The sequence below is a fragment of the Psychroserpens citreus genome, assembly GCF_055686305.1.
In genome coordinates this window covers 2093704-2108180 of sequence record NZ_CM145999.1, presented here as the reverse complement: position 1 = coordinate 2108180, position 14477 = coordinate 2093704, and the positions used below count along the sequence as shown (strand labels likewise).

The 14477-nt window shown below is 33.9% G+C and carries 12 protein-coding genes; 6 read left to right on the top strand and 6 right to left on the bottom strand.

Annotated features, from left to right (window positions below):
- Window positions 1-90 precede the first annotated feature (90 nt).
- Window positions 91-1716 (top strand): L-glutamate gamma-semialdehyde dehydrogenase, encoded by a 1626-nt coding sequence (gene pruA / locus ACTU6T_RS09385; protein ID WP_460217953.1) that lies wholly within the window; start codon window positions 91-93, stop codon window positions 1714-1716.
- Window positions 1717-1850: 134 nt separating this feature from the next.
- On the top strand, window positions 1851-3653 hold the full coding sequence (locus ACTU6T_RS09380) for a T9SS type A sorting domain-containing protein (protein ID WP_460217952.1): 1803 nt from the start codon (window positions 1851-1853) through the stop codon (window positions 3651-3653).
- Window positions 3654-3823: 170 nt separating this feature from the next.
- Here ACTU6T_RS09380 and ACTU6T_RS09375 read toward each other — a convergent pair whose 3' ends face one another.
- Window positions 3824-5134 carry an Omp28-related outer membrane protein gene (locus ACTU6T_RS09375; RefSeq protein ID WP_460217951.1) on the bottom strand — a complete coding sequence of 437 codons (1311 nt, stop codon included), beginning with the start codon at window positions 5132-5134 and terminating at the stop codon, window positions 3824-3826.
- 170 nt (window positions 5135-5304) lie between these two features.
- Between ACTU6T_RS09375 and ACTU6T_RS09370 the strand changes: the two genes are divergently transcribed.
- Together ACTU6T_RS09370 and ACTU6T_RS09365 are read left to right on the top strand one after the other, a co-directional pair.
- Window positions 5305-5790 carry a TlpA family protein disulfide reductase gene (locus tag ACTU6T_RS09370; protein ID WP_460217950.1) on the top strand — a complete coding sequence of 162 codons (486 nt, stop codon included), beginning with the start codon at window positions 5305-5307 and terminating at the stop codon, window positions 5788-5790.
- Window positions 5791-5833: 43 nt separating this feature from the next.
- A complete protein-coding gene (locus ACTU6T_RS09365; protein WP_460217949.1) occupies window positions 5834-7510 on the top strand; it encodes a DUF6029 family protein in 1677 nt (558 codons plus the stop codon).
- A gap of 45 nt (window positions 7511-7555) precedes the next feature.
- On the opposite strand, the gene rsmG is transcribed toward ACTU6T_RS09365, so the two are convergent.
- Window positions 7556-8185 (bottom strand): 16S rRNA (guanine(527)-N(7))-methyltransferase RsmG, encoded by a 630-nt coding sequence (gene rsmG / locus ACTU6T_RS09360; protein ID WP_460217948.1) that lies wholly within the window; start codon window positions 8183-8185, stop codon window positions 7556-7558.
- A gap of 140 nt (window positions 8186-8325) precedes the next feature.
- On the opposite strand from rsmG, the gene ACTU6T_RS09355 reads away from it, so the two are divergent.
- Both ACTU6T_RS09355 and ACTU6T_RS09350 read left to right on the top strand, forming a co-directional pair.
- A complete protein-coding gene (locus ACTU6T_RS09355) occupies window positions 8326-9426 on the top strand; it encodes a fatty acid desaturase family protein (RefSeq protein ID WP_460217947.1) in 1101 nt (366 codons plus the stop codon).
- Window positions 9427-9448: 22 nt separating this feature from the next.
- Window positions 9449-10633 (top strand): pyridoxal phosphate-dependent aminotransferase, encoded by a 1185-nt coding sequence (locus ACTU6T_RS09350; RefSeq protein ID WP_460217946.1) that lies wholly within the window; start codon window positions 9449-9451, stop codon window positions 10631-10633.
- Between the two features lie 62 nt (window positions 10634-10695).
- Here ACTU6T_RS09350 and ACTU6T_RS09345 read toward each other — a convergent pair whose 3' ends face one another.
- The 4 genes from ACTU6T_RS09345 to trkA all read right to left on the bottom strand — a co-directional run bounded on the left by ACTU6T_RS09345 (window position 10696) and on the right by trkA (window position 14393).
- The gene (locus ACTU6T_RS09345; RefSeq protein WP_460217945.1) at window positions 10696-10971 is read right to left on the bottom strand and encodes a hypothetical protein; all 276 of its coding nucleotides are present in this window, start codon (window positions 10969-10971) and stop codon (window positions 10696-10698) included.
- 166 nt (window positions 10972-11137) lie between these two features.
- Window positions 11138-11392, bottom strand: a complete 255-nt coding sequence (locus tag ACTU6T_RS09340) for a hypothetical protein (RefSeq protein ID WP_460217944.1) — start codon at window positions 11390-11392, stop codon at window positions 11138-11140.
- Between the two features lie 151 nt (window positions 11393-11543).
- Window positions 11544-13037 (bottom strand): TrkH family potassium uptake protein, encoded by a 1494-nt coding sequence (locus tag ACTU6T_RS09335; RefSeq protein ID WP_460217943.1) that lies wholly within the window; start codon window positions 13035-13037, stop codon window positions 11544-11546.
- A 9-nt stretch (window positions 13038-13046) separates the two neighbouring features.
- Window positions 13047-14393: a Trk system potassium transporter TrkA gene (gene trkA, locus ACTU6T_RS09330; protein ID WP_460217942.1), complete on the bottom strand. Its 1347-nt coding sequence runs from the start codon at window positions 14391-14393 to the stop codon at window positions 13047-13049.
- Window positions 14394-14477: the final 84 nt, after the last annotated feature.

Here is a 14477-nt window from a genome sequence, read left to right as displayed (position 1 = left end):
TGATTTAATAGTTGTTGAATTCATTAGTCGTTAAAATATCGTAACTTTGCAACTTTAAAATAACACACAATTTTTAAACCTAAAAATAAAATGGGAAAAGGATTTTTCAACGTACCAATAGCTATAAATGAGCCTGTTAAATCATATGCACCAGGATCTCCTGAAAGAGAAGCTGTTTTAGCAGCTTATAAGGACATGTGGAATACTCAAATTGATGTTCCTTTATATATCAATGGGAAAGATGTTTCAACAGGAAACACTAGAACCATGTCTGCACCTCATGACCACCAACATGTTGTTGGTACCTATCATTTAGCTGAAAAATCTCATGTAGAAGATGCGATTGCTACTGCATTAGAAGCAAGAAAAACGTGGTCTCAATTGCCTTGGGAACAACGTGCTGGTATTTTCTTAAAAGCTGCAGAATTAATTGCCGGACCATACCGAGCAAAAATAAACGCAGCAACGATGATTGCACAATCAAAAACAGTTCACCAAGCAGAAATAGATGCCGCTTGTGAGTTGATAGATTTCCTACGTTTTAATGTACAATTCATGACTGATATTTATCATGAACAACCAGAAAGTACAAGTGGTGCTTGGAATAGACTTGAATACCGTCCTTTAGAAGGATTCACCTATGCAGTTACACCTTTTAATTTTACCGCAATTGCTGCTAACCTTCCAGCATGTATGGCGCTAATGGGCAACGTAGTTGTTTGGAAGCCTAGTGATAGTCAGATTTTTTCTGCTAAAGTGATAATGGATGTATTTAAAGAAGCTGGCGTTCCAGATGGTGTGATAAACGTTGTATTTGGTGATCCAGTAATGATTACAGATACTGTGATGGATAGCCCTGATTTTTCTGGTTTACATTTTACAGGATCAACTTTTATATTTAAAGAACTTTGGAAGAAAATTGGTAATAATATCCACAATTATAAAACCTACCCGAGAATTGTAGGAGAAACAGGTGGAAAAGACTTTATCATTGCTCACAAATCTGCCAATCCGATTCAAGTAGCTACTGCAATTTCTAGAGGCGCATTTGAATTTCAAGGACAAAAATGTAGTGCTGCATCAAGAGCATATATACCATCAAATTTGTGGGATGCGGTTAAATCTAGAGTAATTGAAGATGTGAAATCATTTAAAATGGGATCTCCTGAAGATTTAAACAACTTTGTTACAGCCGTGATTCATGAAGGCTCGTTTGACAAATTAGCTAAATATATTGATCAAGCTAAAAATGATACTGATGCTGAAATTATTGTTGGTGGAAATTATGATAAAAGCAAGGGGTATTTTATTGAACCTACGGTTATTGTAACTAATAATGCAAAATACACAACTATGTGTACCGAATTATTTGGTCCAGTTATCACGATTTTTGTCTATGATGAAAATGAGTATTCTGAAACTCTTAAATTAGTAGATGATACAAGTGAATATGCATTAACAGGAGCTATCTTAGCAACAGATCGATACGCTATTGAAGAAGCAACCAAAGCCTTACAGAATGCTGCAGGAAACTTCTATATTAATGACAAGCCTACAGGAGCAGTTGTTGGACAACAACCTTTTGGTGGAGCGCGATCATCTGGAACAAATGATAAAGCAGGGAGCGCTCTTAATTTATTACGTTGGGTATCACCAAGAATGATTAAAGAAACATTTGTTACACCTACAGATTATCGTTATCCGTTCCTAGGATAAAACTCCTAAATTTAAAAAAACCTCGAACTTGATATGTTCGAGGTTTTTTGCTTTTTATCCCAAAACATTAATTCACACTTAATTAAGTAAGTGATTCTTTGTATCTTGTTGTAATAATTATTAATTGAACAATTATGATAAAAAAATACACTTTACTATTTTTAACTCTTCCTCTATTTTTACAAGCCCAAACTATTGAATTTGAATCTTCAACGGTAGCAGCTCTAGATGATTATAGTGGAGCTGTTAATTTTGCAGGTCTTGGAGAATATGAAATATTCTTAGACACGCAGACGGGCATTCTAGATAAACCAATTATTTTAATAGACGGCTTTGATCCAGGTGATACACGAACTATCTCAGGACTGTATAACTTATTAGATTTTTCTGGATCTCAAGGAGACCAAAACTTAGCCGATCTTGTTCGAGCTGAAGGCTTTGACGTAGTGATTTTGAATTTTCCATCCTATTTCAAATTATCTGATGACACACTATTAAATATAGATGATGCAACAGATACAAATGCAGACATGGTTATTGATGAATTAGACTATCCAGGTAGCACTCTCGTTAATGGAGGTGCGGATTTCATTGAACGAAATGCTATGCTTCTAATTGACCTTATAAACACACTTAACACTGACAAAGTTGGTGATGAAGAGCTCGTTATTATTGGTCCAAGTATGGGTGGATTAATTTCGCGCTATGCTTTAAATTTTATGGAGAATGCAAATCAAGATCACGAAACAAGATTATGGATTTCATTTGATTCACCACATCTTGGTGCTAATGTTCCTCTTGGCTTCCAACATCAATTTAACTTTCTTGGTTTTGGATTAGGAGATGATTTAAATATAACTCAGTTACAACCTATTGTTAACGGATTACTCAAATCTCCAGCCGCGAGGCAATTATTAATTGATCATTTTGAAGCGCACCTAGCCGATGGCGAAGATGTTATTTTTGATCCCTCAAAACTATTACCTGAAGCCCATCCTTACAGAACAACTTTTGACGCTAATATTAATGCACTAACAACAACTGGCTTTCCAGAAAATACTAGAAACGTAGCCATCATAAACGGTAGTGGTATAGGAACACCATACAAATCTATAACTGATACAGATGTCACACCTGGTTTTGCTGTTTTAGATCTTCAAAATTTAGCCTTACCCGATGTGCCACCTTTAACCAATGTTAATGCCGATATCAATATCAATTTAACACCTACAACTGCTAATGGAACGCAATTGATAAGTGCAATAAATGTTTCAGGGTTCTTTATTTTTAACGTGACACTTATTGATGTTCAAGTGAACGCACAAGCACCTACATTTACTGACGGAGTAGATGCGGCTTCAGGCGGTCTTTTTGACTTAGGTGGATTTACCGACGGATTAGGAGGAGACCCACTAATAGATAGCTTTTTAACATCATTGCAATTAGACAAATTTAGTTTTATACCTTCAGTAAGTGGAATGGCCCTAAACTCAAGTCCTGCTGGTGAAATTAATTGGTATCATACGATTGACCTTGGTGACCCAGGAAGTACTGGTGACACACTAAATGAAACCCCTTTTGTAAACTGGCATATGCCAGATGACAATGAAAATCATGTACAGTTAACCGAGGAAAATGTCGCATTTGCTTTAAGTGAAATTATTCCAGAAACTTTATCAAATACCGATTTTGAAACTATCGCTTCAATTAAAATTGAACGCAATCCAATTCAGGATGAGCTTACTATATTAAGTAATAAAAAAGTAGATAATGTGATTATTTCACTTGTAGACATAACTGGCAAAACCGTTTTTGTTTCAAAACAAAACTTAGAAAAAAGAACATCTTTATCGCTTTACTTAGATTCAGGGATGTATATTCTAAATATTGAATCAAAGAATGGTTATACGTTTCGCAACAAAATAATAGTGAAATAAAGAACTTACTAGATAAAACAAAGGCGGCTGTATTAATTACTTCCGCCTTTAATATTTATAAATAATCATTTAACTAATCATCCATATATTATAAAGCATCAAAATATGAGACATAAAAAAGGCTGAATATAGAATATATATTCAGCCTTTTTATATATTATAAATCAATATTAGTTACTAAAATCTGCCTTCTCACCAGCTTTAACCATATTAACATTGATTAATTTGTTATCAGCACCAACAACCATAGCAACGATTTCAGCTTGAGAAGCATTTGTTACAACATTAGTTGGAATTGTATAATCCATCTTCATTCTATACGTATTACCAGCAGTCATTTCTCCACCTGGGATAGCATCACCTAAAGGGCTAGTAAATGCATAACGTAATACATGATCATGAGTAAAGTTTTCAAGAACATCTACACCACCGTAGTAATCTGTATAATTATCTTGATCATATTGCAAACCATTCTCTAACAATAAAACTACCAATTTAGCACCTGATAGGTTTTGACCAAAACTTGCACTAACCATGAATGACAAATTATTACCTTTAAGAGCTGTACTAATTGCAACACCCGTAGAAACTGTACCTTGAGCTCCAGAAGTTACTTGATTTACATTATTAGGCTCAGGATACGTCCATTCAGCATCTCTACCAATAATTGCAGTTGGATAACTACCACCTGGGTTAAATGTTGCTATTAAGGTATTTCCATAAGAATTAGACATCTCATCACCAGCATGAACAGCAACAACAGCAACTTTACTTGAAGCTTCTTTTACTAATTCAATACCATAAGATACTCTTGGGCACCATCCGCACCAAGTTCCAGTATAATCTTCTATTAACGCTCTTTTATCAGCAGATCCAGGTGTAGTCGCATTATCTTCGATAGTAACAACTTTATCTTCACTTGTAAATTCATTAAATGTAGCATGAGCACTCATTGACCCAGTTACTCCAGGAATTACCATCGAGCCACTAAATGATTCTGTTCCATCAACAAAAACCGTAGATGCACTTGTTAAGTTAGTTTCTCCTCCATCATTATCAATTCCGAAAACTTCAAACTCAATTCTATCACCTAAATTATAAGTGTCTTGAGCTGTTCTCATTTCAATTGAAACAATTACAGGCAAAATATTCACATTAATAGCTGAACTCGTAAAATCTTGATACGTAGCCTTAACAGAGTACTCTCCTGTTTCAGTAGCAGTAAATGTACTTCCGTTAATACTTTCGTTGTTTACAAGAATTGTAGCATTTGAAGTCACATCCGTTCCTTCATTAGTTTTTACTGTAAACGACACACTAGATCCAAAATCTACAAATTGAGAACTAGCAGTAATTGTAATTGACGTAAGTCCTCCTCCATCACCATCACCATCTCCGCTTCCTCCATCACTTGAGCTACAAGAAAACAATGCAGCTACCGCAACGAAAAGAAAAATCTTAGTAAAGTTTTTGATTTTCATAATAATAATTTTTTTGAATGTTAAAATTTTAAGAAGTACGAATATAAAAATATATTTCGTTTTTTTTTACTTAAATGGCACATACTTTGCATAATTATTATGCAAGCATTACACTTTCTTGTTTATCCTTAAAAAAAAATTAACTTTGTTAACAACTAAAAAAAATGAAAATGAAAAACCTAACTATGCTATTGTTGGCATTCTCTATGTCGGCATTAGTTTTTGCCCAAGACGTTCTTCCAAAAATGCAAATTGAAACTCTTGATGGAGATAACATCAACTTAGCAGACATTTCAAAAGATGATCAGCTAGTAGTTTTATCTTTATGGGCTACATGGTGCGTACCATGTAAAAATGAATTAGACGCAATAAGCGATGTTTATGATGACTGGACAGATGAAACTAATGTAAAATTATATGCGGTCTCTGTAGATGATTCACGAACAGTTAAAAGAGTAAAACCTTTAGTAAATGGGAAAGGTTGGGAATTTGACATTCTTTTGGACACTAATAGTGATTTAAAACGACAACTTAATGCTCCAACTATACCTTTGACATTATTGGTTAAAAACAATAAAATATTGTTTAGACATTCTGGTTACACACCTGGAAGCGAGGATGAGCTTTACGAAAAAATCAAAGAGTTTTCAAAATAACCCATTCATAATCAACCTAATCCAATCCTCAACCAACAACTAAATGAATCAATATAAACTTTTAGCAGTATTGCTATGCATTCCCTTTATAGCATTATCTCAAGACGAAGAAAAAAAAGATTATGGGAAACTAAGTGGTGGATTTGAATCCAACTCTCAATACTATGTAGATGACCCAAAAACTGGAGATTTTGAAGAAGAAGATCACTTTCGATCTAACAATTATCTAAGACTAAACTATGATTACAAAAACTGGTTTGCTCACATACAAGTAGAATCATACGAGCCAAATGCGATATTGAATTTTTACCCAAAATACATGGGTACTGACATTGGAACCTTTGCTGTTGGTTATAAAAATGAAAAAATTGAAGCTACTCTTGGTCATTTTTACGAACAGTTTGGCAGTGGACTTATACTGCGTTCTTGGGAAGATAGGCAACTTGGTATAAACAACTCCATTAGAGGAGCTAATGTAAAATACAGACCAACAAATAATCTCGAATTTTCTGCTTTATATGGTAGGCAACGTGATGGATTTGAAGTTTCAGATGGAAGTATTTTTGGATTCAATGCTGAAATTGGCTTATCATCGATATTTAAATTTGAAGAGACTGGTTTAGACCTTGGTTTAAGTTATGTAGGTAGAGACGAAGATCTGGATATCGATAATCCAGATTTTGAATCATTAACCAACTCCTTCTCTGTGAGATTAGACTTTAGTGAAGGTAATATGTATTCTTCATTGGAATACGTAAGAAAAGGAGAAGATGTGTATTCTGAATTAGGGAACATTATTGACAATCGTTACTTTGACGGAAATGCATTTCTTTTTAACGTAGGTTTTGCAAAGTCTGGCTTAGGTGTAGATGCTACATTTAGACGTATGGAAAACATGGCATTTTACTCTGAAAGAGATGAATCTGCAAATGTATTTAATCAAAACATTATCAATTTTATACCTGGTTTAACAAAACAACATGATTATGGTTTAACCAATATTTATGTTTATCAAGCTCAGCCAAGATTAACGTTTAATCCATTATTTAAATCGGGTGAAATTGGAGGTCAAATTGATATTTTTTACAACATTAAGAAAGGATCTAAACTAGGAGGAAAATACGGAACAAAACTAGCTTTCAATTATGCAACATGGTCAGGTTTAAAAGGCGATTTTGATACTCTTGAACGCACCTATGAAGACACCGATTTTCTAGGATTTGGTGAAAAATATTTTGAAGAATTTAGTCTTGATATTAAGAAAAAATGGTCTCCAAAATGGTCATCAATTTTCTCTGTTGTAAACACATTTTACAATGCACGCTATGTTGAAGACAGAACTGGTGAAGTTAATGCAACTGCTATTGTAGGTGAAGTCACTAGGAAATTGGGTAAAGGAAAATCTGTAAGAGTCGAATTATCTCATTTGTTTTCTGACGACGAACTATCTGAGAGAGCAGATAATTGGGCTGGTGGTACATTAGAATACAACTTTAATAGTAAATTAAGTCTATTTGCAAATGATATATGGAATTATGGCAATCCTGATGAAGACCAACAAATTCATTATTATACAGTTGGAGGAAGTTACACTAAAGGTGCTACACGAGTTATGGCAAGTTACGGAAGACAACGTGGTGGTTTAGTTTGCGTTGGTGGTATTTGCCGATTTGTACCTGAAAATACGGGGTTTTCGCTAAGTGTATCTACATCATTCTAAAACTAGAATAAAAAAAATAGAAGCTCCACTAGTTTGGAGCTTTTTTTATCCTCTGAACTTTAGTGGCAGATGTACTACTTTTTTAGTTTCGAAAAAATCTTCTTTAAAATAATCACTCAAATTATAAATTGTCGCTCTTTGGTAATCAGCCAATTCCTCAGTTAAATCACCTCCTTTGAGATACAAAATACCATTTTTAATAGTATGGCGTTGCTGTTTTAAAACCTTACCTTTTACCCATTTCACAAAAGCTGGCATTGCAGTAACAGCTCTACTAACTATAAAATCAAATTGCTCATCAATAGCTTCTACCCGACTATGAGTTGTTTTCACATTTGTAAGCCCTAACGCATCTGAAACTTCGTTTACAACCTTTAGTTTTTTCGCAATACTATCAACCAAATGGAATTGACATTCAGGGTGTAAGATTGCCAATGGGATACCAGGGAACCCACCTCCTGTTCCAACATCCAAGATATTTGAACCAGGTTCAAACCTTAAAACTTTAGCAATACCCAAAGAGTGTAATACATGGCGTAAATACAATTCATCAATATCTTTTCGAGATACGACATTTATTTTGAGATTCCAGTCTTTGTACAAGGCTTCAAGTTTTTCAAACTGTAGCATTTGATTTTCAGTCAAATCTGGAAAATATTGCTGAACTAACTCCATTTATTTAAATTTTCACAAAAGTATACATTTTTATGTGGATATTTTTAGCATTTTATTATCCTTAAGGCAGCTTTTATTATTTATATTTGCTTCGAAATAATAATGCAACATCCTGCGTTAATATTGAAAATTTAATAGCAATGACAAAACAGACGTTATCTTTCTCAAGAACAGATTCAGCAAAATTCTTTAGAACGTTGAACAAACGCGTTAACGATTACTTTAAAGATAATAACATCAAACGTACTGGGAACTGGAAAATTTGGGTAAAAACAATTGTGATGTTTACCTTATTTTTATTACCCTATTTTTTAATCCTAACTATTGATGGCATTCCTGGATGGCTTCAATTACTACTAACAGTAGTAATGGGTATTGGCATGGCAGGTGTTGGCATGAATGTAATGCATGATGGAAATCATGGATCATTTTCCAACAAAGAATGGATAAATCGTTTAATGGGTAGTAGTATATACATTCTTGCAGGAAATGTCTATAATTGGAAAGTTCAACATAATGTACTCCATCATACTTATACAAATATTCATGGGCATGATGAAGATTTGGAAGCTGGACGCATCTTACGTTTTTCTAAGCATGCAGAATGGAGAACACATCATAGATTTCAACATTATTATTCGGTATTACTTTATGGTTTATTAACGATAAATTGGGCGATCACTACAGATTTCCAGCAAATGTATCGTTATATGAAACGTAAATTATCTTATGGGAAACTCCCTAACCCAATTGTTAATTGGAGTAAACTAGTCATTTCCAAACTTATATATGTATCTATTTGGATTGTAATCCCAATGCTCGTATTAGATATTGCATGGTGGAAAATTTTAATTGGATTTTTTGTTATGCATTATGTAGCAGGATTAATTCTAAGCGTAGTTTTCCAATTGGCACATGTGATGGATGAAGCTGAAATGATGCTTCCTGAAAAAAGTGGTACAATGAAAAATACCTGGGCTATCCATCAGCTTAAAACTACAGTTAATTTTGGAGCAAAAAGCAAAATCATAAACTGGTATACTGGAGGATTAAATCATCAAGTTGAGCATCATATTTTTCCGCATATTAGTCATATTCACTACGGAAAGATTTCTAAAATTGTGAAAGATACAGCCAAGGAATTTAATTTGCCTTACAAAGAATACGAAACCACAAGAAAAGCAATTGTAGCCCACTTTAGATTTTTAAAGCAAATGGGAATGAAGCCTACAATGAGTTAAACACAACCAACTATTTTTTTAAATGACACAACTTTCAGATAGGGTTCTCAATATGGCAACATCTGCCACATTAGCCATGGCTGCAAAAGCTAGAGAACTAAAAGCAGAAGGAAAAGACATTATTGGCTTAAGCCTTGGAGAACCAGATTTTAACACTCCCGACTTCATTAAAGATGCGGCTATTCAAGCTGTAAATGACAATTTCAATTCGTATACACCTGTTGATGGTTATGTAGAGCTAAAAGATGCCATTATTACAAAGTTCAAAAGAGATAACAACCTCAATTATAAGCGCTCACAAATAGTTGTATCAACAGGAGCAAAACAAGCTTTAGCAAATATTGCAGCTGTTACTTTAAACAAAGGAGATGAAGTTATTTTACCATGCCCATATTGGGTTAGTTATAGTGACATTGTAAAACTAAATGAAGGCGTACCCGTTGAAGTCAAAACGTCTATTGACAATGATTTTAAATTAACACCTCAACAACTTGAAGCTGCTATAACGCCTAAAACTAAAATGATTTGGTATAGTTCTCCTTGTAATCCAAGTGGATCCGTATATAGTAAGAAAGAGTTACGAGCACTTGCCGATGTATTACAAAAATACCCAAACATAATTGTCGTTTCAGATGAAATATATGAACATATTAATTTTATTGGTGGTCATGCTAGTATGGCTCAGTTTGAGGATATGTTTGACAGAACTGTAACGGTAAATGGTGTTTCTAAAGCCTTTGCTATGACTGGTTGGAGAATTGGATACATTGGAGCCCCAGAACATATCGCCAGAGCTTGTAATAAAATGCAAGGCCAAGTTACAAGTGGTGCAAACTGCATAGCTCAACGTGCTGTAATTACTGCACTTAATGCACCTCCATCACGAGTGCAATATATGGTTGATGAATTCAAAGTAAGACGTGAACTCATTCTAAAATTACTGAGTAGTATTGAAGGTTTTAAAACGAATGAACCAGAAGGTGCATTTTATGTATTCCCAGATGTGTCACATTTCTTTGGAAAAACTCTCAAAGGGCATACTATTGAAAATGCAACCGATTTTTCATTATTCCTTTTAGAACATGCTCATGTAGCTACAGTAACAGGTATTGCTTTTGGAAACCCAGATTGTATAAGAATATCTTATGCAGCCTCACAAGAACAAATCACAGAAGCTACTAAGAGAATTAAAGAGGCTGTTAGCTAATATAACTAAACAATTAAAAAAACCTGTCTTTAATTAGAGACAGGTTTTTCTTTTTATGTTCATCAGCCATACTGAAGTCGGTAAAACCAATATAAAACTACGACTCCAACTATAACTCCTGTAATGAGCTTTTTAATTCGCATTCGTCTATTGTATCGTTGCGTTTTAATTCTAATACGTCTCAATACATGAGGTGATACTTCTGGATGAACATACTTTTTATACATTTTCTTTTTACTAGAACCACCATTCATTTTAGTAAACGGCTTACGCTTTCCATTTTTTAATAGCTTCCTATTGTTTTTTATGGTAACATTCATTGATCCTATTGAGCTCATAATATCTTTATTTATTCTGAAATATCTTCAGATATCCAACGGTTAACATTTAACTATATAATACCTTTCCATATGAAATATCATATAGTAATTGTATTAATGACGTATAAAAGATAATATGAGGTAAGCTCAGTAGTATCAGTTAAAAAGATCTGTAAGTGATAGCTTATATTATGAACGCTAACACTGTTATAAAAACAGACAGTTTTAAAAGGGTATCGATACTAGAAGTAAATTGATATCGTCTGCTTTTTACGCGTTGCTTAATACCAAAGATTGAAGTTGAATTTGCACGACGCAAGTTGCATCTTACAACAGATTTATAGTTTGAATTTAATAAACCTTCTGGTCTAACAAATTCTGTTTCTAATCTACGTTTGGGCGAAGGCTCTAATTTTTGTGATGTTAATACTAATTCCATGATTGATTAATTTTAATGGTTATACCAATATGACGTACATTTCAGTAAAATGTTACAAGTGTATATACACATAACCCCTTAAAAACCAATGCAAAATTCCCGAAAGACCTATAAATGTTAATAATTCAGAAATTAAAAAAATTAAAAAAAATTATCTATTTCGCCAGAAAAAAGGAGTCAATAATATTAAAACAGTGAAGAGTTCTAACCGACCAATAAGCATCAAAAATGCCGACCACCATTTTCCTAAAGCAGGTAATTCGGCATAATTATTTACTGGTCCGAAATTACCCAAAGCAGGGCCTACATTTCCTAAACTTGAAGCCGACAAACCAATTGCCGATTCAAAATCTATCTGAAACATTGAGAAAACTAAAGCCCCAACAATAAACGATAGCATGTAGAGTATAAAAAACCCAAGAATATTAAATACAATATCTCCAGATACTGCTTTTTTATTATATCGTACAGGAAGAATAGCATTTGGATGAAGTGCTCTTCTAAATTCTAGGAATCCATTTTTTATCATAATCATATGACGCACAACTTTTACGCCTCCAGAAGTACTTCCTGCGGAACCACCAAGAAACATCAATCCAAAAAAGAAGACCACCAAAAATGGCGTCCATAAGGTATAATCAGCAGTCACAAAACCTGTTGTTGTTACTATTGCTAATACCTGAAATAAACCATGTCTAAAAGAGGCTTCCTCTTTTCCTAATACCATAGGATGTTCAATAGACGATATTGAGAAATCAGCTCTAAAATAGATAATCAGAGCAGCAATGATGGTAAATAACGCTATAAACTTAAAATACAATTTGAATTCTTCATCACGTATAGCCTTTTGTACACGTCCCTTAAAAGCAAAATAACTTAAAACAAAATTCGTTCCTGCTAAAAACATAAATACAATAATAATATACTGTATTACAGGCTGCCCATTCCAATAGGCGACACTAGCGTTTTTTGTAGAAAAACCCCCAGTAGATAAGGTGGATAACGAATGATTTATAGCATCAAAAAAAGTCATACCAGCGACTTGAAGCAAAATAGTTTCTGCAGCGGTATATCCAAAATAAATAAGCCACAAACGTTTTGCTGTATCTGTAATTCTTGGATGCAACTTATCGGCATTAGGCCCAGGAGCTTCAGCCGCAAACAACTGCATACCTCCAATGCCAAGTAAGGGTAAAATAGCAATTGCAAGAACAATAATTCCCATTCCACCAATCCAATGTGTCATACTGCGCCAAAACAACACCCCTTCAGGTAGAGATTCAATGTCATTAAGTATACTTGCTCCAGTAGTAGTATAACCAGACATGGTCTCAAAAAAAGCATTAGTAAAACTAGGAATAGTTCCAGTTATAACATAGGGCAAGGTCCCAGTTAAGGCCATAACAATCCAACCAAAAGATACCACAATATAGCCGTCTCGCTTATTCAGTTCTTTTTTATGATTCTTTGTGAGCAACATTGCAATACCTCCAAGTAACAGCACAATAAGTCCGGCACCTAAAATTTCAACCGTAACACCATCCTTATATATTAAACTTATAAGTGTTGATAACAGCATAAAGCCACCATTGAATAGACATAACAATCCAAAAAAATGAAAAATGATTTTATAGTTGAGTTTCATACCAAACTTTTAGAAAAAGAAGCGTTCAACTTGAGTAATAGACCTTGGTAAGCAACAAACAACAACTTTATCTCCCATTTCAATTTGAAAGTCTCCTAAAGGAATAATCCCGATATCGTTTCTAATAACCCCCCCAACTATTGCTGAACGCGGAAAATCCAGATCTTTTATTTTTTTATGCGTGATTTTTGACTTAGAAGTCACTTCAAACTCTAAAAGTTCAGCATTCATATTACTTAACTTCGTCATTGCTAAAACTTCACCACGTCTTATATATCTAAAAATGTTATTTGCAGCAAGTAGTTTTTTATTGATTAATGTATCAATTCCTATAGACTGTGACAATTGATAATAATCCATATTCTCTACTAAAGCGATGGTCTTTTTAACACCTTTAGACTTCGCAACTAAACAAGACATTATGTTGGTTTCTGAATTACCGGTTACAGAAATAAAGGCATCCATATCTGTAATACTTTCTTCTTCGAGAAGCTCAACATTTCTGCCGTCACCATTTATCACTAAAGCATTAGGCAAATCATCTGCACATTCAAAAGCTGTTTCTTTATCACTCTCAATAAGTTTCACCTTAAACTTACTTTCACAAAGATCTTTTGCCGTTTTATACCCTATTTTACTTCCTCCAAGAATCATAATGTTTTTGAGTTCCGCTTTGACTTTACCAGATAATTCAAATAGTTCTTCATCTCCTCCTTTAGAGGTCATAAACACCACTTTATCTCCTTCTTTAAATTCGGTATCGCCTCTTGGTATAATTGTATACTGCGTTCCAAAACGTTGAATAGCAATTGGCACAAAATGTAATTCTGGAAATACCTGAGCAGCTTCTCTTACCGTTTTCCCAACAAAACTAGCGGTTCGGGACAAGCGCAAACTCAACATAGTTAGCTTACCTTCTTCAAATTCATAAGTATCATTAAAACCGTACTGATTTAAAAGTAATTCTATTTCTGCTGCAGCTAAGGTTTCAGGAGAAATAAGCTCATCGATACCAAACTTAGTGAACCCAACTTCATTTTGATCTAAAAATTCAGAATTCGAAATTCTAGCAATAGTTTGTTTTGCTCCTAATTCTTTGGCAAGAACGCAAGCTGTAATATTTGTAGTTTCAGAGGAAGTGACTGCAATAAACAACTCTGATTTATTTATTCTTGCCTCATTTAAAATGGAAATAGACGTTACATCTCCTTTAATAACCCGAATATCTAAGTGGTCATTTGCGTAGGCTAAACTGTTTTTATCGGTATCGATTAGGGTAATCTCTTGAGATTCGTAAGACAGTAATTTTGCCAAATGAAATCCGACCTCTCCTGCACCTGCAATAATAATTTTCATTGATATATATATTCAAAAAAACATACAAATATACTATATTATTATGTGATTATTAGTCTTCTAAAAGTAAGCTTCAAATTATCG

Bases quoted from the DNA above. Each gene is read 5' to 3' on its own strand.
- ACTU6T_RS09380 (WP_460217952.1), top strand. From the start codon at position 1,851: ATGATAAAAAAATACACTTTACTATTTTTAACTCTTCCTCTATTTTTA.
- ACTU6T_RS09355 (WP_460217947.1), top strand. From the start codon at position 8,326: ATGACAAAACAGACGTTATCTTTCTCAAGAACAGATTCAGCAAAATTC.
- ACTU6T_RS09365 (WP_460217949.1), top strand. From the start codon at position 5,834: ATGAATCAATATAAACTTTTAGCAGTATTGCTATGCATTCCCTTTATA.
- ACTU6T_RS09345 (WP_460217945.1), bottom strand. From the start codon at position 10,971: ATGAGCTCAATAGGATCAATGAATGTTACCATAAAAAACAATAGGAAG.
- ACTU6T_RS09340 (WP_460217944.1), bottom strand. From the start codon at position 11,392: ATGGAATTAGTATTAACATCACAAAAATTAGAGCCTTCGCCCAAACGT.
- ACTU6T_RS09350 (WP_460217946.1), top strand. From the start codon at position 9,449: ATGACACAACTTTCAGATAGGGTTCTCAATATGGCAACATCTGCCACA.
- ACTU6T_RS09370 (WP_460217950.1), top strand. From the start codon at position 5,305: ATGAAAAACCTAACTATGCTATTGTTGGCATTCTCTATGTCGGCATTA.
- rsmG (WP_460217948.1), bottom strand. From the start codon at position 8,185: ATGGAGTTAGTTCAGCAATATTTTCCAGATTTGACTGAAAATCAAATG.
- ACTU6T_RS09335 (WP_460217943.1), bottom strand. From the start codon at position 13,037: ATGAAACTCAACTATAAAATCATTTTTCATTTTTTTGGATTGTTATGT.
- trkA (WP_460217942.1), bottom strand. From the start codon at position 14,393: ATGAAAATTATTATTGCAGGTGCAGGAGAGGTCGGATTTCATTTGGCA.
- pruA (WP_460217953.1), top strand. From the start codon at position 91: ATGGGAAAAGGATTTTTCAACGTACCAATAGCTATAAATGAGCCTGTT.
- ACTU6T_RS09375 (WP_460217951.1), bottom strand. From the start codon at position 5,134: ATGAAAATCAAAAACTTTACTAAGATTTTTCTTTTCGTTGCGGTAGCT.